The sequence below is a fragment of the Streptomyces sp. NPDC050121 genome (assembly GCF_044460385.1).
Lineage (GTDB): Bacteria > Actinomycetota > Actinomycetes > Streptomycetales > Streptomycetaceae > Streptomyces > Streptomyces soliscabiei.
In genome coordinates this window covers 30,274-52,280 of the sequence record NZ_JBITJV010000042.1, presented here as the reverse complement: position 1 = coordinate 52,280, position 22,007 = coordinate 30,274, and the positions used below count along the sequence as shown (strand labels likewise).

22 protein-coding genes are annotated in these 22,007 nt (G+C 71.6%); 18 read left to right on the top strand and 4 right to left on the bottom strand.

From position 1 onward, the window contains the following. The 4 genes from ACIBTS_RS40840 (at position 1) to ACIBTS_RS40825 (ending at position 5,786) form a co-directional block, all read left to right on the top strand. Positions 1–870: a sugar ABC transporter permease gene (locus ACIBTS_RS40840; RefSeq protein WP_319672959.1), complete on the top strand. Its 870-nt coding sequence runs from the start codon at positions 1–3 to the stop codon at positions 868–870. After that, the gene (locus ACIBTS_RS40835; protein ID WP_399325834.1) at positions 867–1,796 is read left to right on the top strand and encodes a carbohydrate ABC transporter permease; all 930 of its coding nucleotides are present in this window, start codon (positions 867–869) and stop codon (positions 1,794–1,796) included. Before ACIBTS_RS40840 ends, ACIBTS_RS40835 begins: the two co-directional genes overlap by 4 nt. 37 nt (positions 1,797–1,833) lie before the next feature. Next, complete coding sequence (locus ACIBTS_RS40830) at positions 1,834–3,960, top strand: beta-galactosidase (protein WP_399325832.1); 2,127 nt, start codon at positions 1,834–1,836, stop codon at positions 3,958–3,960. Positions 3,961–4,049: 89 nt separating this feature from the next. Further along, positions 4,050–5,786, top strand: coding sequence for an RICIN domain-containing protein (locus ACIBTS_RS40825; RefSeq protein WP_399325885.1), 1,737 nt, complete (start codon positions 4,050–4,052; stop codon positions 5,784–5,786). Between the two features lies 1 nt (position 5,787). Here the strand turns inward: ACIBTS_RS40825 and ACIBTS_RS40820 are convergent, their stop codons facing one another. After that, entirely contained in the window at positions 5,788–6,438 is a 651-nt protein-coding gene (locus ACIBTS_RS40820; protein ID WP_319672962.1) for a phosphoribosyltransferase family protein, read from the bottom strand. A 21-nt stretch (positions 6,439–6,459) separates the two neighbouring features. Then, positions 6,460–7,149 carry a dienelactone hydrolase family protein gene (locus ACIBTS_RS40815; protein WP_399325831.1) on the bottom strand — a complete coding sequence of 230 codons (690 nt, stop codon included), beginning with the start codon at positions 7,147–7,149 and terminating at the stop codon, positions 6,460–6,462. Positions 7,150–7,282: 133 nt separating this feature from the next. On the opposite strand from ACIBTS_RS40815, the gene ACIBTS_RS40810 reads away from it, so the two are divergent. Continuing rightward, a complete protein-coding gene (locus tag ACIBTS_RS40810) occupies positions 7,283–7,615 on the top strand; it encodes a hypothetical protein (protein WP_319672964.1) in 333 nt (110 codons plus the stop codon). An 8-nt stretch (positions 7,616–7,623) separates the two neighbouring features. Next, positions 7,624–8,079 (top strand): archease, encoded by a 456-nt coding sequence (locus ACIBTS_RS40805; RefSeq protein ID WP_319672965.1) that lies wholly within the window; start codon positions 7,624–7,626, stop codon positions 8,077–8,079. Between the two features lie 84 nt (positions 8,080–8,163). Here the strand turns inward: ACIBTS_RS40805 and ACIBTS_RS40800 are convergent, their stop codons facing one another. Continuing rightward, complete coding sequence (locus ACIBTS_RS40800) at positions 8,164–9,576, bottom strand: RtcB family protein (protein WP_399325828.1); 1,413 nt, start codon at positions 9,574–9,576, stop codon at positions 8,164–8,166. A gap of 88 nt (positions 9,577–9,664) precedes the next feature. Between ACIBTS_RS40800 and ACIBTS_RS40795 the strand changes: the two genes are divergently transcribed. The 3 genes from ACIBTS_RS40795 (at position 9,665) to ACIBTS_RS40785 (ending at position 13,012) form a co-directional block, all read left to right on the top strand. Next, the gene (locus ACIBTS_RS40795; RefSeq protein ID WP_399325826.1) at positions 9,665–10,789 is read left to right on the top strand and encodes a CapA family protein; all 1,125 of its coding nucleotides are present in this window, start codon (positions 9,665–9,667) and stop codon (positions 10,787–10,789) included. A gap of 148 nt (positions 10,790–10,937) precedes the next feature. Continuing rightward, positions 10,938–12,611, top strand: a complete 1,674-nt coding sequence (gene ctaD, locus ACIBTS_RS40790; RefSeq protein WP_319672968.1) for a cytochrome c oxidase subunit I — start codon at positions 10,938–10,940, stop codon at positions 12,609–12,611. After that, positions 12,608–13,012 (top strand): cytochrome c oxidase subunit 4, encoded by a 405-nt coding sequence (locus tag ACIBTS_RS40785; RefSeq protein ID WP_079657577.1) that lies wholly within the window; start codon positions 12,608–12,610, stop codon positions 13,010–13,012. The genes ctaD and ACIBTS_RS40785 overlap by 4 nt, the downstream gene beginning before the upstream one ends. Here ACIBTS_RS40785 and ACIBTS_RS40780 read toward each other — a convergent pair. Continuing rightward, entirely contained in the window at positions 12,930–14,477 is a 1,548-nt protein-coding gene (locus ACIBTS_RS40780) for a cytochrome bc complex cytochrome b subunit (protein WP_399325824.1), read from the bottom strand. The two genes, ACIBTS_RS40785 and ACIBTS_RS40780, sit on opposite strands and share 83 nt — an antisense overlap. Positions 14,478–14,742: 265 nt before the next feature. On the opposite strand from ACIBTS_RS40780, the gene ACIBTS_RS40775 reads away from it, so the two are divergent. The 9 genes from ACIBTS_RS40775 to ACIBTS_RS40735 all read left to right on the top strand — a co-directional run bounded on the left by ACIBTS_RS40775 (position 14,743) and on the right by ACIBTS_RS40735 (position 21,895). After that, positions 14,743–15,117 (top strand): hypothetical protein, encoded by a 375-nt coding sequence (locus ACIBTS_RS40775; protein ID WP_079657579.1) that lies wholly within the window; start codon positions 14,743–14,745, stop codon positions 15,115–15,117. 208 nt (positions 15,118–15,325) lie between these two features. Further along, on the top strand, positions 15,326–15,688 hold the full coding sequence (locus tag ACIBTS_RS40770) for a helix-turn-helix transcriptional regulator (protein WP_079664553.1): 363 nt from the start codon (positions 15,326–15,328) through the stop codon (positions 15,686–15,688). A 181-nt stretch (positions 15,689–15,869) separates the two neighbouring features. After that, positions 15,870–16,337, top strand: coding sequence for a hypothetical protein (locus ACIBTS_RS40765; protein ID WP_079657580.1), 468 nt, complete (start codon positions 15,870–15,872; stop codon positions 16,335–16,337). 278 nt (positions 16,338–16,615) lie between these two features. Then, entirely contained in the window at positions 16,616–18,019 is a 1,404-nt protein-coding gene (locus tag ACIBTS_RS40760; protein WP_399325821.1) for an ATP-binding protein, read from the top strand. Then, positions 18,016–18,438, top strand: a complete 423-nt coding sequence (locus tag ACIBTS_RS40755) for a roadblock/LC7 domain-containing protein (RefSeq protein WP_319672972.1) — start codon at positions 18,016–18,018, stop codon at positions 18,436–18,438. The genes ACIBTS_RS40760 and ACIBTS_RS40755 overlap by 4 nt, the downstream gene beginning before the upstream one ends. Then, positions 18,435–18,800, top strand: a complete 366-nt coding sequence (locus tag ACIBTS_RS40750) for a DUF742 domain-containing protein (RefSeq protein WP_319672973.1) — start codon at positions 18,435–18,437, stop codon at positions 18,798–18,800. Before ACIBTS_RS40755 ends, ACIBTS_RS40750 begins: the two co-directional genes overlap by 4 nt. Next, on the top strand, positions 18,769–19,395 hold the full coding sequence (locus ACIBTS_RS40745) for an ATP/GTP-binding protein (protein WP_319672974.1): 627 nt from the start codon (positions 18,769–18,771) through the stop codon (positions 19,393–19,395). Before ACIBTS_RS40750 ends, ACIBTS_RS40745 begins: the two co-directional genes overlap by 32 nt. Further along, positions 19,392–20,675, top strand: coding sequence for a cytochrome P450 (locus tag ACIBTS_RS40740; protein WP_399325819.1), 1,284 nt, complete (start codon positions 19,392–19,394; stop codon positions 20,673–20,675). Before ACIBTS_RS40745 ends, ACIBTS_RS40740 begins: the two co-directional genes overlap by 4 nt. Beyond that, positions 20,672–21,895, top strand: a complete 1,224-nt coding sequence (locus ACIBTS_RS40735; RefSeq protein WP_399325817.1) for a cytochrome P450 — start codon at positions 20,672–20,674, stop codon at positions 21,893–21,895. Before ACIBTS_RS40740 ends, ACIBTS_RS40735 begins: the two co-directional genes overlap by 4 nt. The last annotated feature ends 112 nt before the right edge of the window (positions 21,896–22,007 follow it).

Sequence of the window (22,007 nt, the reverse complement as noted above, 5' to 3'; positions counted from 1 at the left end):
ATGAGCCGTCGTCGGGCGGCAGGACCGCTGTTCGTCGCACCCTTCATGGTGCTGTTCCTCCTGCTCTTCCTCGCCCCCCTCGCCTACGCCGCCTACCTCAGCCTCTTCCAGGAGCGGCTGATCGGCGGAACGGTCTTCGTCGGCCTCGACAACTACGTCCAAGCCCTCAAGGACCCCCAACTCCTGCACGGCGTGGGCCGCGTGGCCCTGTTCTTCCTCATCCAGGTCCCGGTGATGCTGCTGCTGGCGCTGCTGTTCGCGCTCGCGCTCGACAGCGGGCTGCTGCGGCTCGCCCGGGTGATCCGGCTGGGCATCTTCGTGCCGTACGCCGTGCCGAGCGTCGTCGCCGCGCTCATGTGGGGCTATCTGTACGGGCCCGACTTCGGCCCGTTCGCCCAGCTCGGCCGTCAACTGGACCTCCCGGTCCCCGACTTCCTCGGTGACAGCTGGATGCTCGCCAGCCTGGCGAACATCGTGACCTGGGAGTTCGTCGGCTACAACATGATCATCCTGTATGCCGCGCTGCGCACCGTCCCCGGCGAGCTGTACGAGGCGGCCGCGATGGACGGCGCCGGCGCCTGGCGCATCGCCTGGTCGATCAAGCTACCGGCGCTCCGCCCGGCGCTCCTGCTCACCCTGCTGTTCTCCGTCATCGGCAGCTTCCAGCTCTTCAACGAGCCGAACCTGCTGATGAAGATAGCGCCGGACGTCATCAGCAGTTCCTACACCGCCAACCTCTACGCCTACACGCTCGCCTTCACCGGCCAGCAGGTCAACTACGCGGCCACGGTGTCCTTCCTCCTCGGCCTCGTCATCGTGGTCGCCTCCTACGCCGTCCTGCTCACCGCGAACCGCCGGAGGACCCCGTGACGACGACAACCCCGGCGACACCGGTGGCACCGACGGCGGCCGTGCCGACGGCCGGCGTTCCCTCGAAAGGGCGCGCGGCCCGCCGCAGCACCCCCCTGACCATCGCCATGCTGGCCGCCCTGGCCTACTTCCTCCTCCCCCTGTGCTGGCTGCTGATCGCCTCCACCAAGAGCACCCAGGACCTGTTCAACAGCTTCGGCCTGTGGTTCTCGCACGCCCCGCAACTGCTGACGAACATCAGGCAGACCCTCACCCAGGACGACGGCGTCTTCGTGCACTGGCTGCTCAACACGGTGATGTACGCCGGGGTCAGCGCGCTCGGGGCCGCGCTGCTCGCGGCCGCCGGCGGGTACGGGTTCGCCAAGTTCCGCTTCCGCGGCGACCGGGCCGCCTTCAACCTGGTCCTGGGCGCCGTCATGGTCCCGACCACCGCCCTGGCCATCCCGACGTACCTGCTCTTCGCGAAGGCGGGGCTGGTCAACACCCCCTGGGCCATCATCCTGCCCTCCCTCGTCAACCCGTTCGGCCTCTACCTGATGCGTATCTACGCCCAGGACGCCGTCCCCGACAGCCTGCTGGAGGCCGCCCGCATCGACGGCGCCGGGGAGGCCCGGATCTTCTTCCGGATCGCGCTGCGGCTGCTGGGCCCCGGCCTGGTGACGGTGCTGCTGTTCACGCTGGTGGCGACCTGGAACAACTACTTCCTGCCGCTGATCATGCTGAACGACCCGGACCTGTACCCCGTCACCGTCGGCCTCTCCTCCTGGGCCGCGCAGGCACAGAACGGCGGGGCCGGCACCAGCAGCGACATGCTCGCGCTGGTCGTGACCGGCTCCATGCTGTCGATCATCCCGCTCGTCGTGGCGTTCCTGCTGCTCCAGCGGTACTGGCAGAGCGGCCTGGCCGCCGGCGGCGTCAAGCAGTAACCCCCCTCACGTCACTTCTCCTCCGGAGGTCCCCTTCATGGCGGAACTGCCCGCCCGCGTCCTGTTCGGCGCCGCTTACTACCACGAGTACCAGCTCTGTGAACGGCCGGACGAACGCCTCAAGACCGACCTCGACCTGATGGCCGACGCGCATGTCACCGTCATCCGGGTCGGTGAGTCCGTCTGGTCGACCTGGGAGCCCGAGAACGACGTCTTCGACCTCGACTGGCTCCAGCCGGTCCTCGACGGCGCCCATGAGCGGGGCATCTCCGTCGTGCTCGGGACCCCGACGTACGCCGTCCCGCCGTGGCTGGCCCGCCAGTACCCGGAGATCACCGGTGAGCGGCGCACCGGTGAGCGGATCGGCTGGGGCGCCCGGCAGGAGGTCGACTTCACCCACCCGGCGTTCCGCTTCCACGCCGAGCGGGTCATCCGGAAGATCGTCGCCCGGTACGCCGACCACCCCGCGGTGATCGGCTTCCAGGTGGACAACGAGCCGGGCAACGAACTCCTGCACAACCACGGCGTCTTCCAGCGTTTCGTGGACCATCTGCGTGAGACGTACGGCGACGTCGAGACCCTCAACCGCGAGTGGGGGCTGGTGTACTGGTCCCACCGCCTGTCCAGCTGGTCGGACCTGTGGACCCCGGACGGCAACGCACAGCCGCAGTACGACGTCGCCTGGCGCGCCTTCCAGGCCCGTCAGGTCACGGAGTTCATCGGCTGGCAGGCCGACATCGTCCGTGAGTACGCCCGCCCCGAGCAGTTCGTCACCACCTGCATCTCCTACACCCGTCCCGCGGTGGAGGACGACGAGCTGACCGACCCGCTCGACATCGCCTCCGGCAACCCGTACTACGGCATGCAGGACGCGCTGCAACTGCCCGACCCCACGCCCGACGGCCATGAGCAGATCTGGCAGACCACCGGCACCTGGGCGCTGTACCAGACCGCCGACTGGATGTTCTCCTCCCGCCAGGAGCCGTTCCTGGTCACCGAGACCAACGCCGGGTCCATCGGCTTCCCCTGGGACAATCGGCCGGCCTACGACGGCCAGTGGCGGCAGGCCGCCTGGGCGCTGGTCGCGCGTGGCGCCCGCATGATCGAGTACTGGCACTGGCACACGCTGCACTTCGGCGCGGAGACCTACTGGGGCGGCATCCTCCCGCACACCGGCCGGCCGGGCCGGACGTACGCCGAACTCGCCCGGCTGGGCGCGGAGTTCGAGGCTGCGGGGCCGCTCGTCGCCGGGCTCGAACCGGACGCCGACATCACGATGGTCTACTCGACGCCCAGCAAGTGGCTCATGCAGAAGTACCCGCCGCTCGCCAAGCCGGACGGCTCGCCCGACCCCGCCGCCTACCACCGCATCTTCGACCCCTTCTACCGGGGCGCCTTCGACGCGGGCCGTCAGGTCCGCATCGTGCACGCCCGCCAGTTGCACGACCCGAGCGGCGAGCGCGAGGGGCTGACGCCCGAGGAGGCCGTCCGCCGTCATCCCGTGCTTGTCGTGCCGGCGCTGTACCTGGCCGCCGACTCGACGCTCGACTGGCTGGCCGCCTACGCCCATGCCGGCGGCCATCTGGTCCTCGGCCCGCGCACCGGCTACGCGGACGAGGGGGCCCGGGCCCGGGCCGAGGCGGCGCCGGGACGCCTCACCGAGGCGGCGGGCGTGGCGTACGACGAGTTCAGCAACCTCGTGCGGGAGGTCCCCGTACGACCCGCGCCGGGCAGCCCGCTGCACGTCCCCGCGGGCGCGACGGCGACGCGCTGGGCCGACGGGCTCACCGTCACCGACGCCGACGTACTCGTGGGCTACGACCACCCCCACTTCGGCCGCTGGCCCGCGGTCACCACCCGCCGCCACGGCGAGGGCCGTGTCACCTACGTGGGGACCGTGCCCGGCCGTGACCTCGCCCGGGGCCTGGCCGAGTGGCTGACCCCGTCGGCACGCCACGCCTGGGATTCGCTCCCGGTCTCGGTCACGGCGACGACCGGCGCCTCGCCCGACGGACGCCGCGTCCACATCGTCCACAACTGGAGCTTCGAACCCGTGAGCGTCCCCGTGCCCGTGGACCTCTTCGACGCCCTGACCGGCACCCGCGTCCCCGCGGGCGCGGCGCTGGGCCTCGGCCCGTGGGACGTACGCGTCCTCCACTCCTGACCCACCCCCAAGGAGGGGCTGTGCAAAGAAGAAGACTCGCCCGAACGCTGGGCGGCCTCACCGCCGCGTCGGCGCTGCTGGTGATCCCGATGGCCACGGCGCAGGCGTACAACCCGACGGGCGGCATCCTGTACCAGTTGGGCGGCGATCCGTGTCTGAAGGGGCGCGGAAACTGCGCGATCTACCCGAAGTCGGCGGAGCTGCCGAGCGGGCGGCTGGTCGCGTCGTTCGAGAAGTCCACCGTCGTACCGGCGACGGGCAGCGCGGACCAGCAGACCCTCCCGGTCTACAAGAGCGACGACCACGGAACGACGTGGCAGCCGCTGTCGGAGGTCAAAGCACCGGCGTATCTGTCCAGCGACCCCCGGTACGCGAAGTACACGAGCAACTGGACCAACCCGTATCTCTATGTGCTGCCGCAGGACGTCGGGAACCTGAAGCAGGGCACGCTGCTGCTGGCGAGCGTCGTGTCGGGCGACGACTACTACTACAAGGAGCACAAGGCGGCCGACCCGAACTGGACGCCGTCCAACGACGGGGACCGCAAGGACCTGGCGATCGCCCTGTACTCCAGCGCCGACGACGGTGCGTCGTGGAAGGTCGTCAACGTCGTCGCGAGCGGCGGCTGGCAGGGCGGCAGCGCGGGCGCGGTCGGGCAGAACATCGCGGGTGCGAACACGAACAAGCAGGTGGATCCCGTCTGGGAGCCGTACCTGATGGTCTACAAGGGCCGGCTCGTCTGCTACTACTCCGACGAGAACGACTACACCGGCTTCGACGCCACCACCGGCGTCGCGACCCTGGACCCCGCCAACGACACCGCCGCGGACTCACAGGGCCAGATCCTCGCCCACCGGACCTGGGACGGCCGCAGTGCCGCGTGGAGCGCCCCCGTCGTCGACGTCGCCGGGCTGACCCAGGACCTGGGCGGCGGCAAGACGGAGATCGGCGGCGGGCGGCCCGGCATGGCGAACGTCGTCCGCACGACGGACGGCAAATGGCTCCTGACCTTCGAGTACTGGGGCGGCGGGGTCAACACCAAGTACGTCCTCGCCGACGACCCGCTGAAGTTCTACGCCGGCTCCGCGACGGGCACCGGCGTCACCTCCCTGCCGCTCGACACCGGTTCCCGCGCCCTCGCGACGGGCGGCAGCCCGGTCCTCATCAGGCTGCCCGGCGGGCGCCTGGTCTACAACGCGGCCGGCAGCGGCAACGTCTGGGTCAACGACAGCGGGCGCAGCGACGGCGCCTGGAAGGAGTACCAGACGACGTCGGCGGCCGGTTACAGCCGCGACCTGCAGTACGTCGAGGGCACCGGCCGCATCGCGATCCTCAACAACCAGGGCACTTCCACGATCGCGTACGCCGAGGTGGACCTCGGCCACTCGGACGGCGCCTACTACCAGCTGGTCAACCGCAGGACCGATCAGGTGATCGGCACCGGGAACAAGACCAACGACGCCAACATCGGCAACACGGACGTGCCCGACGTCCGGCTGGAGGCGCCGGGGTCGGCGGCGAACCCGGACACCCAGTACTGGCATGTGGTGAGCGAGCCGAACGGCGGCGTGAGCCTGCTGAACAAGTCGGGCGGCCGGGCCGCGGCCATCTGGACGGGCAACGCGACGGCCGGCCAGAAGATCGGACAGTGGGTCGACAACAGCGCCACCGGCAGCTGGAACCTCGTGAAGACCAGCGACGGGTTCTACAGACTCCAGTCCGTCAAGAACACCAACCTGTATCTGACCGGTGCGTCCGCAGGTGCGCAGCTGACCTTGCAGAACGCGCTCACGGACGGCTCCCAGGACTGGGAGCTCATGCGGTAGATCACCGTTGGGCGGCCGTGCGCAGGGCGTCCAGTACGTCCGCGTCCGTGAGCTGCTGGAAGTCCTCGTACCACAGGCCCACGGCCATGAAGTGGGCCGGCTGGTGCAGGCAGATCACGTCGTCGGCCTCGGCGCGCAGGAGGAGAACCGCCTCCGGCGCGCCGACCGGCACCGCCAGCACGACCCGCCGCGGCGCGCGCCGCCATACGGACCGCAGCGCGGCGCGCGCCGTGACGCCGGTCGCCAGCCCGTCGTCGACCACGATCACGGTACGTCCCCGCAGGTCGGGGGCGGGGCGGCCCTCTCGGTACAGCCCCTCGCGGCGACGCAGTTCGGTGCGTTCCCGCTCCACCACCGGGGCGAGCCGGCTCCTGCTGAGGCCCAGCCTGCCGAGGACGTCGTCGTCGAAGAGCGCCTCGTCGTCGCCGGTGATCGCGCCGACGCCGAGTTCCTCCTGGAAGGGGGCGCCGATCTTCCGTACGACGAGCACGTCCAGCGGGGCGTGGAGGACCCGGGCGACCTCGGCGGCCACGGTGACACCGCCGCGTGGCAGGGCGAGCACGAGGGGGTCGGGCAGGGCGCCCTGTTCCTGCCGGGTCCGCAGCTCGTCGGCGAGTTTCCGTCCGGCCTGTCGTCTATCACGGAACTGCATGGCGACCGCCGCTCCTTCCGGTCAGTCCTCCCCCGTCTCGGGCGCTCCGCGCGTCGGCGGCGGTGCGGACTTCAGGCAGTCCTCGCACCACTGCCTCGCCGCCCGGGCGACCTGCTCCAGCGCGCCGGGCTCCTCGAACAGGTGAGTGGCGCCCGGCACCACCTGGATGAAGTGCGGGACATGCAGCCGTCGGGCCGCCTCCTGGTTCAGCCGCAGCACCTCCGGGTCGCGGCCGCCCACGAGGAGCAGCACCGGAGCCCGTACGCGCTCCAGGGCCGCGCCCGCGAGGTCGGGCCGCCCGCCGCGTGACACCACGGTCAGGACCCGCTCCGGCCGCTCGGCGGCGGCCAGCAGAGCCGCTGCCGCGCCCGTGCTGGCGCCGAACAGCACGAGGGGCAGTGTCCTGGTGTCGTGCTGGCCCGTCAGCCAGTCGAGGACGGCGACGACGCGGTGGCCCAGCAGCGCGATGTCGAAGCGGTACACCCCCGTCGCCGCGTCCTCGGCGTCCTCGCGTTCGGTGAGCAGATCGACCAGCAGGGTGCCCAGTCCGGCGGTGCGCAGTTCGGCGGCGACCATGCGGTTGCGGGGGCTGTGCCGGGAGCTGCCGCTGCCGTGGGCGAACAGCACCACGGCCCGGGCCGGCGTCGGCAGGACGAGGTCACCCATCAGCGCGGCGCGGTCGACGGGCACGCGGACCAGTTGGGTGATCATCGCTCGTCATCTTCTTTCCCCGGCGCGCCGGGGCCTCACGGGGCCTCGCCGGCCCGTCCGGACTCCTTCCGGGTATCCAGACTGCGGCCGGCCAACCGGGGTACTCGGGGCGTCGAAGCACTCTTGCGGGGAGATGACCAGGATGCTGTTCGTCGGGCTGCTCCTGCTCGCGGCCACCGGTGCCTTCACCTGCCTGGTGATCGCCGACAACCTGTCCGGCGGCCCCGAGTACAGCGTGTCGGTGCTCGATCACCACATCGCCACCATGAACACGCTTGCCGTCTTCAGCTCCGGTCTGGCACTGGCGCTCCTGTTCAGCCTGGGCCTGGCCGTGGCGACGAGCGGGGCGGCCCTGCGTCGGCGCCGCCACCGCAGGCCGCGGGTGGGCGGCTCGGGCCGCACGACGGCATCGGGCGCGTCGGCCGATCCGGACGCCCCGGCCGACGCATCAGGCCGGGAGAGGTGACGGCGGGCATGGTCGGCGACGGGGACGACGAGATTCAGGCGCGGCGGCAGGGCGAGAGCGGCCACCGGACGGTGCCGCACACCGCCGACATCCGCGTCGACGCATGGGGCACGAGCCGCGAGCGCTGTCTGGTGGAGGCGGCGCTGGGGATGGTGGAGTGCTTCGCCGACGTCACGGCGGTGCGGCCCACGGCCGTGGAGCGGGTCCAGTTCGCCGAGGCCGCCGACGACGATCTGCTGGTGGCGCTGCTGGACGAGGTCGTCTACCGGCTGGAGGTGCACGGTCAGGTGCCCGTCGATCTGGAGGCGGTGGCCATGGACGACGGCCTCGATGTGCGGCTGGCGGTCGCGGCCCTGTCGGAGGTGGAGATCGTCGGTTCGGTGCCGAAGGCCGTCGCGTGGCACGAGCTGCACATCGGGCCGGGCCCGTACGGCTGGTCGTGCGCGGTGACGGTCGACGTGTGACGGCCCCGCGGTGACGGTCGACGTGTGACGGCCCGGAGGTCCGGGCGGGGGCGAGGGGCCGGCCGGTAGGCAGGTGCGGGGCGTTCAGCCCTTGACCACTCCCAGCGGCACCAGCCGGGCGACCGTGCGGCACAGTCCGGCTCTCTCGCTCACCGCCACCACCTCGCCCACGTCCTTGTACGCCTCCGGGGTCTCCTCGGACAGCCCGCGCAACGACCGGGGGCGCACCGCGATGCCGTTCGCCTCCAGCCGGGCCCTCACCTGCGCCCCGGTGACCGTGCGCGCCGCCCGGTGCCGGCTCATCACCCGGCCCGCACCGTGGCAGGTGGAGAAGAACGCGCCGCCTTCGGGCACTCCGGCGAGCACGTACGAGGCCGTGCCCATGGTGCCGGGAATCAGCACCGGTTGCCCGAACTCCCGCAGGTCCTGGGGAAGGTCGGGATGGCCGGGCGGGAAGGCCCGGGTCGCGCCCTTGCGGTGCACGCACAGCCTGCGGCGCCTGCCGTCCACTGTGTGGGGCTCGGTCTTGGCGAGGTTATGGGACACGTCGTACACGAGGGAGAGACGGGCCCCGACGGCGTCACGAAAGACCCGGCGGGCCGCGTCGGACAGCAACTGGCGGTTCGCGCGGCCGTAGTTGGCGGCCGCCGCCATCGCGCCCAGATACGCCTTTCCCTCCGGCGAGTCCACCGGGGTGCAGGCGAGCTGCCGGTCGGGCACGCTGATGCCGTAGCGGGCCATGGCCCGGTCCATCGCCCGGACGTGGTCGGTGCAGATCTGGTGGCCGAGCCCGCGCGAGCCGCAGTGGATCATCACACACACCTGGCCGAGCGCGATCCCGAACGCCGCGGCGATGCTCTCGTCGTAGACCTCGGCGACCCTCTGCACCTCCAGGAAGTGGTTGGCGGAGCCCAGGCTGCCGACCTGTCCGAGGCCGCGCTCCCTGGCCCGCCGGCCGACCTGGCGCACCTCGGCGTCGGCGACGGCCCCGCCGTCCTCGCAGCGCAGCAGGTCGCGCTGCTCGCCGTATCCCTCTTCGACGGCGTACCGGGAACCGCCTCGCAGGATCCTCTCCAGTTGCCCGGGGCCGGTGAGCCGCCACACCCCGCCGGGTCCCGCACCGCGGGGGATGGCCCGGTCCAGGCCGTCCATGACCGCGGGCAGCGCGGGGCGGAGCGTGCCGACGTCGGTGTCGGCGGCCAGCAGCCGCACCCCGCAGGAGATGTCGAAGCCGACCCCGCCGGGCGAGACCACGCCGCCGTCCTCGGTGTCGGTCGCGGCCACGCCGCCGATGGGGAAGCCGTAGCCCCAGTGGATGTCCGGCATGGCGTACGAGGCGGCGACGATCCCGGGCAGCGCGGCCACGTTGACGACCTGCTCCAGTGACTGCTCGGCGTCGGCGAGCAGGGCGCGGGAGGCGAAGACCACGCCGGGCACCCGCATCCGTCCCCGGGGTTCGATGCGGAAGCGGTAGGGACGCTCCTCGACCAGCTCCATCGCGGCCCTCCAGCGACTCGCGTGCGCCTTTTCGGGGTACCCCGGCCCTTCCGCCGCCACGCATATGCGGGAGGGTTACCGTGGGGACATGGGCGGCGCTGTGGTGACGCTGTTCCTGTGCGGCGATGTGATGCTCGGGCGCGGCGTCGATCAGATCCTTGCGCATCCCGGCAGTCCTCGGCTGCGGGAGGGTTACGTCGGCGACGCCCGGGACTACGTTCGGCTGGCGGAGTCCGTCAACGGGCCGATACCCGCTCCCGTCGCCCCTTCCTGGCCGTGGGGCGAGGCGCTGCGGCTGCTGGCGCAGGCCGACCCGGACGTCAGGATCGTCAACCTGGAGACGGCTGTGACGCGCTGCGACGCCTTCGCGCCCGGCAAGGCGGTGCACTACCGGATGCACCCGGCGAACCTGCCCGCTCTCACGGCCGCCCGGCCGGACGTCTGCGTCCTGGCCAACAACCATGTGCTGGACTTCGGCCGCCCCGGTCTGGAGGAGACGCTCGACTCGTTGGCGCGCGTGGGCCTGCGGACCGCGGGGGCCGGACGCGCCCCGGACGAGGCCTACGCGCCCGCCGTGGTGCCCCTCCCGGGTGGCGGCCGGGTGCTCGTGTTCGCACTCGCGGCGCGGTCCAGCGGCGTACCGGCCGACTGGGCGACGAGCCCGACCGTACCCGGTGTCTCCTATCTGCCCGAGTTGTCGGCGGACACGGCCGCGGCGGTGGTCCGGCATGTGCGGCGGACGAAGCGCTCGGGCGATCTGGTGGTCGTGTCGGTGCACTGGGGCGCCAACTGGGGGTACCGCGTCCCCCGCGATCAGATCCGCTTCGCGCGCGCCCTGGTGGATGGCGGCGTCGATCTCGTGCACGGCCATTCCTCGCACCATCCGCGCCCCGTCGAGGTGTACCGCGACCGGCTCGTCCTGTATGGCTGCGGGGACTTCATCGACGACTACGAGGGCATCTCCGGCTACGAGGAGTACCGCGACGATCTCCGGATCGCCTACCTCGTTCAGGTGGCCGCGGACACGGGAGGGCTGGCGGGTCTGCGGATGGCGGCCCTGCGGGCCCGGCGGATGCGGCTCGAACCCGCGCCGGACGCGGACCGGGCCTGGCTGCGCGCGACGCTGGACCGGATCAGTGCCGGCGTCCGCATCACCCTGGACCCCGACGGCACGCTCGCCCTGGTGCGCCCCGGGGCTCCGCACCATCCGTGAGGTGTGCGCGGCCGCACTGCGTCCTCTGACGGGGGACAGGAGGCGTGGCGCGGCCGGATCGCGCCGGTGGCGGCAGTAGCGTCGGGGCTGTCGTGCGGGCTCACCCCGCGTCCGCGCCCGGTCACCGCCGGTCACCTGGAGGAGGACGATGACCGAACTGTCGGAACGCGCCGACGAGGACCGCGGCGGCGCCTCCTCCCCGCGCTCGCCCGGCCGGACGCTGTTGCGCTGGGCGTCCACGACCGACCACAAGGTCATCGGACGGCTGTACATGGTGACGGCCTTCTGCTTCTTCCTCTTCGCCGGTCTGCTGGCGCTGGCGATGCGCGCCGAACTGGCCCGTCCGGGGCTGCAGTTCACCAGCGAGCAGGGCTACAACGAGCTCTTCACCATCCACGGCACGATCATGATGCTGCTCTTCGCTACCCCGATGTTCGCGGGGTTCGCGAACGCCGTGATGCCGCTGCAGATCGGGGCGCCGGACGTGGCCTTCCCCCGGCTGAACGCGCTGTCGTACTGGATGTACCTGTTCGGCGGTCTGATGGTGGTGTCGGGGTTCGTGGTGCCGGGCGGCGCGGCGGCGTTCGGCTGGTTCGCGTACGCGCCGCTGAACAGCGGCTACTACTCTCCCGGCGCGGGCGGCGACCTTTGGGTGATGGGGCTCGTGGTCACCGGCGTGTCGACCACCCTGGGCGCGGTCAACTTCATCACCACGATCATGTGTCTGCGCGCCCCCGGGCTGACGATGTTCCGGATGCCGATCTTCAGCTGGAACGTGCTGTTCACCTCGATCCTGGTGCTGCCCGCGTTCCCCGTGCTCACCGCGGCGCTGCTGGCGCTGGAGTCGGACCGGAAGTTCGGCAGCCATGTCTTCGACGCCACGAACGGCGGGGCGATCCTCTGGCAGCACCTGTTCTGGTTCTTCGGGCATCCCGAGGTGTACATCGTGGCGCTGCCGTTCTTCGGGATCATCTCGGAGATCATTCCCGTGTTCGCGCGCAAGCCCCTGTTCGGCTACCTGCCGATGATCGGTGCGACGATCGCCATCACCATGCTGTCCGCGGTGGTCTGGGCTCACCACATGTTCGCCACCGGAGCGGTGCTGCTGCCGTTCTTCTCGCTGATGTCGTTCCTGATCGCCGTCCCCACCGGCATCAAGTTCTTCGCGTGGATCGGCACCATGATCGGGGGGTCCCTGTCGTTCGAGACGCCGATGCTGTGGTCGCTCGGGTTCCTGGTGTCGTTCCTGCTGGGCGGGTTGAGCGGGGTGCTCATCGCGTCGCCGCCGCTCGACTTCCACCTCACCGACTCGTACTTCATCGTGGCGCACCTGCACTACGTGCTGTTCGGCACCGTGGTCTTCGCGATGTTCGCCGGGTTCTACTTCTGGTGGCCGAAGTTCACCGGGCGGATGCTGGACGAGCGGCTGGGCAAACTGCACTTCTGGCTGCTGTTCCCGGCGTTCCAGCTGACCTTCCTGGTACAGCACTGGCTCGGCGAGGAGGGCATGCCCCGCCGGTACGCCGACTACCTCCCGTCCGACGGCTTCACGCTGCTGAACACGCTGTCGTCGGTGGGCGCGTTCCTGCTCGGGGTCTCCACGCTGCCGTTCCTGTACAACGTGTGGCACACGGCGCGTCACGGGCGGCTCGTCGCCGTGGACGATCCCTGGGGGTACGGGCGCGGCCTGGAGTGGGCGACGGCGTGTCCGCCGCCCCGGCACAACTTCACGGCGCTGCCGCGGGTGCGGTCGGAGTCCCCGGCCTTCGATCTGCACCATCCGGCCGTCGTGGAACTGGCGCGTGAGGAGGGTCTGCGATGAGGGCCGAGTCGTTCCTCTTCGGCGGTGTCGCCGCCTTCTTCGGAGGCTGCGCGGTGCTCTACGGGGTGTGGTCGCACGCCGATCCGGCCGGTACCGCGGCGCTGATCGTCGCGTGCCTCATGGCCGCGGTGATCTCGTTCTTCTGCGCGACGCACTACCGGCGCAAGGGGCTGCGCCCTCAGGACCGCGGGGACGCCGAAGTGGCCGACGGCGCCGGGCCGCTGGAGTTCTTCCCGCCCGAGAGCCCCTGGCCGGTCGTCGTCGCCGCCGGGTTCGCCGTCACCGCGACCGGGGTGGTGTTCGGACTGTGGCTGTTCCTCATCGGCGCCGGCGTACTGGGAGCCGGGGTGTCCGCGATGGTCTTCCAGTACGCAGACCGGGACTCCGGCCGGGTGGACTGACCGGTGTCCTGGGGGCGCCCGGCCGGAACCTCTCCACCGGCCGGTGGTCGCTCTCGTAGCCGCCGGACACGGACTGGCGCACCTCGCCGGTCTCCTCCCCCTCGGTGAGGCGTTCCCGCTCGGCGGCCAGCAGGGCATGGCACAGGCGACGGGTGAGCAGGAAGGCCAGGACCGGGCCGACGACGAAGGCGACGCGCAGGATCCAGGTGAGGGCGTTGACGGAGATGCGGAACGTCTGGGCCACGATGTCGTTGCCGCCGCCCAGCAGCAGGACGCCGTAGAAGACGATCCCGGCGACGCCGAGCCCGGTGCGCACGGGGCGTTCACGCGGCCGGTCGCACAGATGGTGCTCCTGCTGCCACTCCCCCGTGAGCCGCTGCTCCACGAACGGGTACGCGTACAGGGCGGTGAAGAACAGCCCGGGCAGGACGACGGCCGGCAGCAGGACGTTCCACATCAGGGTGTGTCCGGCGAGGTTGGTCTCCCAGGGCGGTACCAGTCGTAGCGCCCCTTCCAGGAAGCCGACGTAGAAGTCGGGCTGGGAGCCGGTCGACACGATGTCCGGGCGGTAGGGGCCGTACACCCACACGGGGTTGATCTGCGCGAGCCCGCCCATCAGGGTCAGCACCCCGAAGACCATGAGGAACAGGCCGCCCGAGCCGGCCGTGAACTGGGGGACGAACGGTCTGCCGACGGCGTTCGCGTTCGTCCGGCCCGGGCCGCGCCAGTGCGTGTGCTTCAGGTGGAAGACGAGGATCAGATGGAGGGTGACCAGCGCGATCAGCGCGCCCGGCAGCAGCAGAATGTGCAGGCTGTACAGCCGGGGCACGATGTCGTGTCCGGGGAACTCGGCGCCGAACGCGAACATGCTCACGTATGTGCCCACCACCGGGATGGACAGCATGATGCCCTGCGCGATGCGCAGGCCGGTGCCGGAGAGCAGGTCGTCCGGGAGGGAGTAGCCCGCGAAGCCCTCGGCCAGCGCGAGCGTGAACAGCGTGACGCCGATGACCCAGTTCATCTCCCGCGGCCTGCGGAAGGCACCCGTGAAGAAGACCCTCAGCACATGCACGCCGATCGCGGCGACGAACACCAGGGCCGCCCAGTGGTGCACCTGCCGGATGAGCAGCCCGCCGCGCACGTCGAAGCTGATCCGCAGGGTGGAGTCGAAGGCCGCGGACATCCGCACGCCGCTCAGGGGCACGTACCGGCCGCCGTAGACGACCTCGTGCATCTCGGGCTGGAAGAAGAACGTCAGCCACACCCCGGTCAGCAGCAGGACGATCAGGCTGTAGAGGGCCAGTTCGCCGAGGAAGAACGACCAGTGGTGGGGGAACGCCTTGCGCAGCAGTCCACCGCCGTCGTACAGCGGCAGCCGCTCGTCGGTCGCGTCGGCGGCCCTGCGGACCGCGCTGCCGCGCTCACCCTCCACGGACCGCCTCCTCCACACCGGTGCTCGGGTCATGCCTAGCCGCCGGCGCACCGGTCGAGTGCCCGTGCCGCGCCAAACACCCGCGCGACACGGCAGCGGCACCCGTTCGGCCCAACAGGAGGGAGTACCGCTCAACTCTCGTATGTCCACGGTCAAAAAGGTGCGGAGATCTTCCTGTTCCGACGCCTCTTGGACCAGTCCCGGAGCACGTCACCCACTCGGGGGACAGGCTTCGTACGGTCGGGGCACCAGCGGGGCCGGAGAGGCCCGGGCCCGTGCAACCGGCAGGAGGAGCGCCATGGCGAACGTGGAGATCTCGATGAAGGAGACGATGACCGCGGTGGAGGGGGCGCTGGGGGTCGCCGTCGTCGACTACACCAGCGGCATGGCTCTCGGCACGCTCGGCGGGGGCAAGGATCTCGACCTGAACGTCGCGGCGGCCGGCAACACCGATGTGATCCGCGCCAAGGTCCGCACCATGGAACACCTGGGGCTGAAGGGCGAGATCGAGGACATCCTGATCACGCTCGGCGGCCAGTACCACCTGATCCGGCTGCTCAAGGGGCGGGGCGGCAGCGGTCTGTTCCTCTACCTCGTCCTGGACCGCGAGCGGTCCAACCTGGCGATGGCCCGCCACCAGCTCAAGCGGATCGAGGCCGACCTCGAGGTGTAGAGGACCGGACGGACCGCGGCTTCGCACGCCCTCGAATTGAAGATTTCTTCATCTCGACACATCCAGATCAACGCATCACACGGGTGTGCGGGGCCCGCAGCCACCAGGATCGTGGCGCAGCACGTCGCGCGCGGCGGCGCACGGACAGGCGCGCCGCCGCACCATCGAGAACCACGCGCCGAACGCGGCAGGGAGCGAGTGAGTGACCATGCAGGTTCCCCTCTACCAGGCCAAGGCCGAGTTCTTCCGCATGCTCGGGCACCCGGTACGCATCCGGGTCCTCGAACTGCTGCAGGGCGGCCCCGTCGCCGTCCGGGACCTGCTCACCGAGATCGAGATCGAACCGTCCAGCCTGTCCCAGCAGTTGGCGGTGTTGCGCCGGTCCGGGATCGTGGTGTCGATCCGGGAGGGTTCGACCGTCACCTACGCGCTCGCGGGCGGTGACGTGGCCGAGTTGCTGCGGGCCGCCCGCCGCATCCTGACCGAACTCCTGGCGGGGCAGAACGAGTTGCTGGCCGAACTACGCCAGGCCGAGCCGCCCGGCTTCAGGCTTCCTTCGGGCACGCCCTGAAACGAGGGGTCCCGGCACGACCCCTCGGTGTACCCGGCGGCTGCCGAACAGTGGCGCGAACGTCGAACGAAACAGACTGAAACGCCACGGTTCGCCACCCCTTCCGCCACGTAGAAATATCTACCAGCATGCATACGCCCGGTCGGCGTGCGGCCGGTGGCGGACGGTACACGGAGCCGACATGAGCGATGTGATGTGGATGCGCGGCGTGGAGTGGCTCGCCGCCGCCGCGACGGACCCGCGCAGGTGCAAGCGGGAGTGGGACCAGGGCGACGGCGTCGCTCTGCTGGAGGCGGGCCGTTACTGGGACGTGCTGAGCGTGCCCGACGGCCTGGGGTTGCTCACCCTGGACCTGCTCTGGCAGACCTCGCGCCCCGCGCCGGGACCCACGCTGGTGGACACCGCGGCGCACCGGGTGGGGTTCTTCCTGCCACCCGACCCCGGCAGCCGGTGGATCGGTGCGGGGCTGCGGCGCGCGGGCCGGGGTTCCTGGGTGGCGGTGCCTCCGCCGTACCGTGCCGCCCGGTTCCTGGAGTGGCTGATTCCGCCGGACGGGACCGGTGCGCTGCACGCGCCCGTCACCCTGGAGCTGGCACTGCGCCAGGCCAACGGCACACTGGCCGTGCTGGCCCCGGTGTGCGGTCGGTGACGCGTCGGGGACACCCCCCGCACGCGGGGCGGTCGGGCCCGGTCCGGCGGCGGGCGTGCCGATACGCCCCTCCCAACTCGCCTGCGCCACAGGGACATTCAGACAGTCGACGCAGAAGTGAACAGATACCGGGCATGTTCGGAGCGGAGTCTCGCTCAACCGGACGGGATCGGTCGATGGCGGTGTGTAGTGTGCTGCACGTGCCCGGTTCAAACACATCGGGCCCAGCCCTGCCCTGAATCTCGCGACGACGCCCGACCCTCCCTGGAACCTCTTCGATGATCGAATTACCGGACCTGGTGGCCGGCGGCCTGGCCGCCGGCACACTGTCCGCGCTCGCCCTCGGCGGCGGACTGCTGCGGCTACGGCGGCAACAGGCCCGGCAGCGAGCGGAGATCGCCGCCCTGCGCACCCAACTCGACGGTTCCTTGCGGTCGTTCACCGCGGAGGTCGAGCATCTGGCCGTGCGGCGCGTGCCGGCCGCCGCCCGCCAGGTGGCCCATCAGCACCTGACGGTGCCGGGCCCGCTCCAGCCGCTCACCACCGGCACCCCCCTGGGCATCGCCCTGGAGAACGTGGTGCTGGCGCTGCAGTCCGAGGTGGCCGCCCAGCGCACCCGGGTCGACGCCGCGGCGCAGGCCGGGATGCGGGGCGCCACCCGGGAGATCCAGGCGGCTCTCTACCGGCTGCAGGACGCCCTGCGCGGACTGCAACAGCGCTACGACGACCCGGAGTTGGCGCAGACCCTGTTCCGGCTGGACCACGAGAACGAGCAGTCTCTGCGCCGCGCGCAGGTCGCCGCCGTGGTGTGCGGGGCGTGGGTCGGGCTGGCGCGCGAGGAGTCCCACCTGGTGGACGCGGTGACCGGCGGTCAGGCGCGCCTCGCCGGCTACCACCGGGTCAAGGTCCACAACCATCTGGAGCCCGGTACCGCCCTGGTCTCGCACGCCGTCGAGCCGGTGGCCATCATCGTCGCCGAACTGCTCGACAACGCGCTGCGGCACTCCGCCCCGGACACCGACGTCGTGGTGAGCCTGGAGCACGTCCACCACGGGGCGTGCGTCACGATCGACGACGCGGGTCTCGGCATGACACGGGACGAACGCGACCGCGCCCAGCGGCTGGTGGCCGGCGACGACCCCATCCTGCTCACCGACCTCGGCGATCCGCCGCGCATGGGGCTGGCCGCGATCGGCCGGCTGACCCGGCAGTTCGACCTGGCCGTCGACGTCTCCTCGGCCTCCCCCTACGGCGGGGTGCGCGCGGTGCTGCGGGTCGACAGCCACCTCCTGAGCACCCTCGACCCGGCCGACCGGCCGCCGGCCGCGAGCGCCCCGCGCACCACGCGTACGACCCGCGCGGCTGTGCCCGACCGGCCCGCGCCCGCGCACGCGTACGACACCGAGGCCGGCGTGCCCGAGCCGCCGCCCGGGCATCACGAACCGCCGGACGTCGACGGCCTGCCGCAGCGCCGTCGCCGCGGCCGGGCAGCGCTACCGCAGGAGACTCCGGTGCGGCGTCCGGCGCGCGCTCCGGAGGAGGCCGCGGCCGCGCTCGGCGCGCTGCAGTCCGGCACGGCGGCGGCCCGCGCCGCCGCCCGGAACACCGGCGAGGGCGTCCACGCGGACACCCCGGCCGACGACACCGACCAGACCGACGACGAAGGGGGAGCGGCCGGATGACCAGCCGCAACACGGGCGACACGGCATGGGTGCTGGACCCGATCCTGCAGGTGCCGCACGTGCTGGCCGCCGTCATGCTGACCCGGGACGGACTCGTGACGGGGTACACCGATGCCCTGTCGCAGCCGTCGGCGGAGCGGGTGGCCGCCATCACCAGCACCGTGCAGGGGGCCTGCCGGACGGCGGCGGCCGCGTTCGCCGACCGGGAGCGGGCGGACGTACGGCAGATCGTCATCGAGTCCGACCACGGATATGTGCTGATCGTGCCGACCGACCACGGCACCTGCGTCGCCGCCTACGGCGGCGGCGAGGTACGGCTGGACCTGCTGGCGCACCGGGTGCACTCCCAGGTGGCGCGACTGGGCGAGAAGGCCATGGCGGCCGCGCCCCGAGGAGCCGACGACATCCCCTCGGCATGACCCGCCGCCCGGCCGGCCGGCCCCTGGTCCCCGCGTATCTGTCGACCGGCGGAGTGGCCCGGCCCAGCCGCCCCCACCTGGAGCGGCTGTCCGTGCTCGCCCGCAGCGGGGAGCCGCTGCCCGCCGGGCTCCCCGCCGCCGAACTCGCCCTGCTGGACACCTTGGAGAGCGGATCGCTGGCGGTGGTGGAGGCGGCGGCGCTGCTCCGGCTGCCGGTCTCCGCGGTGCGGGTGCTGGCCGCCGACCTCGTCGACCGGGACCTGGTCCTCGCCCGCGCGCCGATCCCGCCCGCCGACCGGTTCGACCCCGACCTGTTGAAGAGAGTGGCCGATGGCCTCCGCGCCCTCAAGCACCGCACCTAGCGCCGGCGCACCCGGTGCCGTCCACCTGCCGGACACCGCCCGCGATCTGGTGAAGATCCTCGTCGCGGGGCCGTTCGGGGTGGGTAAGACGACCCTGATCGACTCGGTGTCCGAGATCCGGCCGCTGCACACCGAGGAGCACCTGTCCGAGGCCTCCGCGCTCGTGGACGACCTGTCCGGCGTGCGGGAGAAGACGACGACCACCGTCGCCATCGACTTCGGCCGGATCAGCCTGCCCGGTGACGTCGTGCTGTACCTGTTCGGCACGCCCGGGCAGGAACGCTTCCGGGAGCTGTGGGACGACATCGCCTACGGGGCGCTGGGGGCGCTCGTCCTGGTCGACAGCCGCCGGCTCGACGCGTCGTTCGACGTGCTGGGCCTGGTGGAGGAGAGCGGGCTGCCGTACGCGGTCGCCTTCAACGCCTTTCCCGACGCGCCCCGCCACTACGGCGAGGAGCAGCTGCGCCGGGCGCTGGACCTGGAGCCGGGAACGCCGATGGTGACGTGTGACGCGCGGGACGCGAACTCCTCGATCGACGCGCTGCTCGCGCTGGTCGACCATCTCGTCGGCCGCGACCCCGTGGAGGCCCGGTGACCGCCTACCCCGCCGACCGGCGCGACTTCTCCCGCTCCGTTCCCGTACGCCTGTGGGAGGACGGCTTCGCGCCGGATCCGCACCGCTACTACAACGCGCTGCGCGCCCAAGGACCCGTCGGCTGGGCCGAGTTGGCCCCCGGAGTGCCCGCGTACGTGATCACCGACCGGCGTGCCGCGCTGGACGTGCTGCACGACGAGGAGACGTTCTCGCACGACCCGCGCGCATGGGAGGCGACCGTGCCCGTCGACTCGCCGGTGCTCGGCATGATGCGCTGGCGGCCCAACGCCCTGTTCTCCGACGGCGCCGCGCACCTGCGCTACCGCACCACCCTCATCGACGTCTTCGACCTGGTGGAACCGCACGACCTGCGCGAGCGGGTGCACCGGGCGGTGCGACTGCTGGCCGGGCGCATCGGTCCGCGCGGCGAGGCGGACCTGGTCGCGGACTTCTCGCGGCCCCTGATGGCGCTGGTGTTGAACGATCTGTTCGGGCTGCCGGACGCTCAGGGCGACCGGCTCAACGAGGGCCTGGGCAAGATGATGGAGGGCGGCGCGCAGGCCACCGAGGGCGAGGCGCAGTACGCGCAGTACGTGCTGGAGCTCATCGCGGCCAAGGCCGAGCAGCCCGGCGACGACCTGCCCAGCCGACTGCTGGACCATCCGGCCCGGCTGACCCGCGAGGAGGTCACCTGGCAGGTGTTCCTGACCCTCGGCGCCGGGTTCGAGCCGACCGCGAACCTGCTGTCCAACACGCTGTCGAGGGTCCTGGGCAACCCGCTCTACTACTCCACCCTGACCAGCGGCGCCCGCCCGGTCATGGACGCGGTGGTCGAGGTGCTGCACCACGAGACGCCGCTGGCGAACTACGGCATCTACTTCGCCCGCGAGCCCGTGGCCTTCCACGGGGTGTGGCTGCGCGAGGCGGTGCCGGTGGTGATGTCGTACGGGGCGCTCGGGCTCCCCCCTGGCCCGAAGGGCGGGAGAGGTGCCCCTGTCGCGGAGCGGCAGGTCACCGGCGGCCGGCATCCGAACGACGCCTCGCACCTGTCGTGGGGGGCCGGGGCGCACGCCTGTCCGGCGAAACAGCACACGCTGCTCATCGTCACCGAGGCGATCGAGCAGCTCACCCAGTGGCTGCCCGACCTCGACCCCGTCGTGCCGCGCGAGCGGCTGACCTGGCGGCCCGGCCCGTTCCACCGCTCGCTGACCGCTCTGCCCGTCCGATTCAGCGCCCGCTCCGCCAGTTCCTCTCCCGACCCCTCAGGAGTCCGTTCGTGACCGTGACCGACCGCATCGTCCTCGACCCGTTCGGCGCCGACGTGCACGCCGAGAGCGCCCGGCTGCGCGCCCTGGGCCCGATCGTGCCCGTCGAACTGCCCGGCGGCATCCCGGCCTGGGCGCCCACCGGGTACGACACCCTCAAGGCGCTGATCCTGGACCCGCAGGTCAGCAAGGACCCCCGGCGGCACTGGCGGCAGTGGGCGGAGCTCGGCGAACACCCCTCCTGGGGCTGGATCCTGGGCTGGGTCGGTGTGATCAACATGCTCTCCACCTACGGCGCGGACCACACGCGGCTGCGCAGACTGGTGGCGCCGAGCTTCACCCACCGCCGTACGGAGGCGCTGCGTGAGCGAGTGGAGGCGATCACGGCGGAGCTGCTGGACACGCTCGACAAGGGTGCGGACACCGTCGATCTGAAGTCCGGCTTCGCGCACCCGCTGCCGCTGCGGATCATCTGCGAACTCTTCGGCGTGCCCGAGGAGTTGAGGGCGGCCACCGGCCGGCTCATCGCGGCGATCATGGACACCTCCGACCCGAGCCCGGAGCACGCCGCCTTCGTGCAGGAGCAGATCGGCACCGTGCTGGGCTCGCTCATCGCCCACAAGAGCGAGCACCCGGGCGACGACATGACGACCGAGCTGATCCGGGTGCGCGACGAGGAGGGCGACCGGCTCAGCGACGAGGAGCTGCTGTACACGCTGCTGCTGGTCATCGGGGCCGGCTTCGAGACGACCGTCAACCTGATCGGGAACGCGGTGGTGGCGCTGCTGCACCGCCCCGAGCAGCTGGCGGCGGTGCGACGCGGCGAGATCGGCTGGGAGGCGGTCGTGGACGAGACGCTGCGGTTGTATCCGTCGATCGCCACGCTGCCGCTGCGCTTCGCGGTCAGCGATCTGAAGGTCGGTGACGTGACGATTCCCGCCGGGGACGCGATCATCACGACGTACGCGGCGGCGAACGTGGATCCGGCGCACTACGGGCCGGACGCGGAGGTGTTCGACGCGGCGCGCGCGGCGGACGACCATCTGGCCTTCGGGATCGGTGTGCACCGGTGCATCGGGGCCCCACTGGCCCGGATGGAGGCACTGACGGCGCTGCCCGCCCTGTTCGACCGCTTCCCCGGCCTGCGGCTGGACACCGGTGCCGGGGAGCTGCGGCAGGTCCCCTCGTTCATCGCGAGCGGCTGGCAGGAGATCCCGGTCCGGTTGCGGGACTGAGGGGGCGCGGGGGCGCGACCAGTCCCCCGTGCCGGTCGCACCACCGCGGTGCCCCGAATCTACGTGCCCGGTGACCGCGTTGTGTATCGTGCCGGTGCCCGCTCACGGGGCC

Excerpts from the sequence above, each read along its gene's own strand:
- ACIBTS_RS40755 (WP_319672972.1), top strand. The coding sequence starts at position 18,016 with ATGACCAGCCGCAACACGGGCGACACGGCATGGGTGCTGGACCCGATC.
- ACIBTS_RS40815 (WP_399325831.1), bottom strand. The coding sequence starts at position 7,149 with ATGATCACCCAACTGGTCCGCGTGCCCGTCGACCGCGCCGCGCTGATG.
- ACIBTS_RS40785 (WP_079657577.1), top strand. The coding sequence starts at position 12,608 with ATGAGGGCCGAGTCGTTCCTCTTCGGCGGTGTCGCCGCCTTCTTCGGA.
- ACIBTS_RS40745 (WP_319672974.1), top strand. The coding sequence starts at position 18,769 with ATGGCCTCCGCGCCCTCAAGCACCGCACCTAGCGCCGGCGCACCCGGT.
- ACIBTS_RS40750 (WP_319672973.1), top strand. The coding sequence starts at position 18,435 with ATGACCCGCCGCCCGGCCGGCCGGCCCCTGGTCCCCGCGTATCTGTCG.
- ACIBTS_RS40780 (WP_399325824.1), bottom strand. The coding sequence starts at position 14,477 with ATGACCCGAGCACCGGTGTGGAGGAGGCGGTCCGTGGAGGGTGAGCGC.
- ACIBTS_RS40840 (WP_319672959.1), top strand. The coding sequence starts at position 1 with ATGAGCCGTCGTCGGGCGGCAGGACCGCTGTTCGTCGCACCCTTCATG.
- ACIBTS_RS40765 (WP_079657580.1), top strand. The coding sequence starts at position 15,870 with ATGAGCGATGTGATGTGGATGCGCGGCGTGGAGTGGCTCGCCGCCGCC.
- ACIBTS_RS40825 (WP_399325885.1), top strand. The coding sequence starts at position 4,050 with ATGGCCACGGCGCAGGCGTACAACCCGACGGGCGGCATCCTGTACCAG.
- ACIBTS_RS40760 (WP_399325821.1), top strand. The coding sequence starts at position 16,616 with ATGATCGAATTACCGGACCTGGTGGCCGGCGGCCTGGCCGCCGGCACA.
- ACIBTS_RS40770 (WP_079664553.1), top strand. The coding sequence starts at position 15,326 with ATGCAGGTTCCCCTCTACCAGGCCAAGGCCGAGTTCTTCCGCATGCTC.
- ctaD (WP_319672968.1), top strand. The coding sequence starts at position 10,938 with ATGACCGAACTGTCGGAACGCGCCGACGAGGACCGCGGCGGCGCCTCC.
- ACIBTS_RS40830 (WP_399325832.1), top strand. The coding sequence starts at position 1,834 with ATGGCGGAACTGCCCGCCCGCGTCCTGTTCGGCGCCGCTTACTACCAC.
- ACIBTS_RS40810 (WP_319672964.1), top strand. The coding sequence starts at position 7,283 with ATGACCAGGATGCTGTTCGTCGGGCTGCTCCTGCTCGCGGCCACCGGT.
- ACIBTS_RS40775 (WP_079657579.1), top strand. The coding sequence starts at position 14,743 with ATGGCGAACGTGGAGATCTCGATGAAGGAGACGATGACCGCGGTGGAG.
- ACIBTS_RS40805 (WP_319672965.1), top strand. The coding sequence starts at position 7,624 with ATGGTCGGCGACGGGGACGACGAGATTCAGGCGCGGCGGCAGGGCGAG.
- ACIBTS_RS40800 (WP_399325828.1), bottom strand. The coding sequence starts at position 9,576 with ATGGAGCTGGTCGAGGAGCGTCCCTACCGCTTCCGCATCGAACCCCGG.
- ACIBTS_RS40820 (WP_319672962.1), bottom strand. The coding sequence starts at position 6,438 with ATGCAGTTCCGTGATAGACGACAGGCCGGACGGAAACTCGCCGACGAG.
- ACIBTS_RS40795 (WP_399325826.1), top strand. The coding sequence starts at position 9,665 with ATGGGCGGCGCTGTGGTGACGCTGTTCCTGTGCGGCGATGTGATGCTC.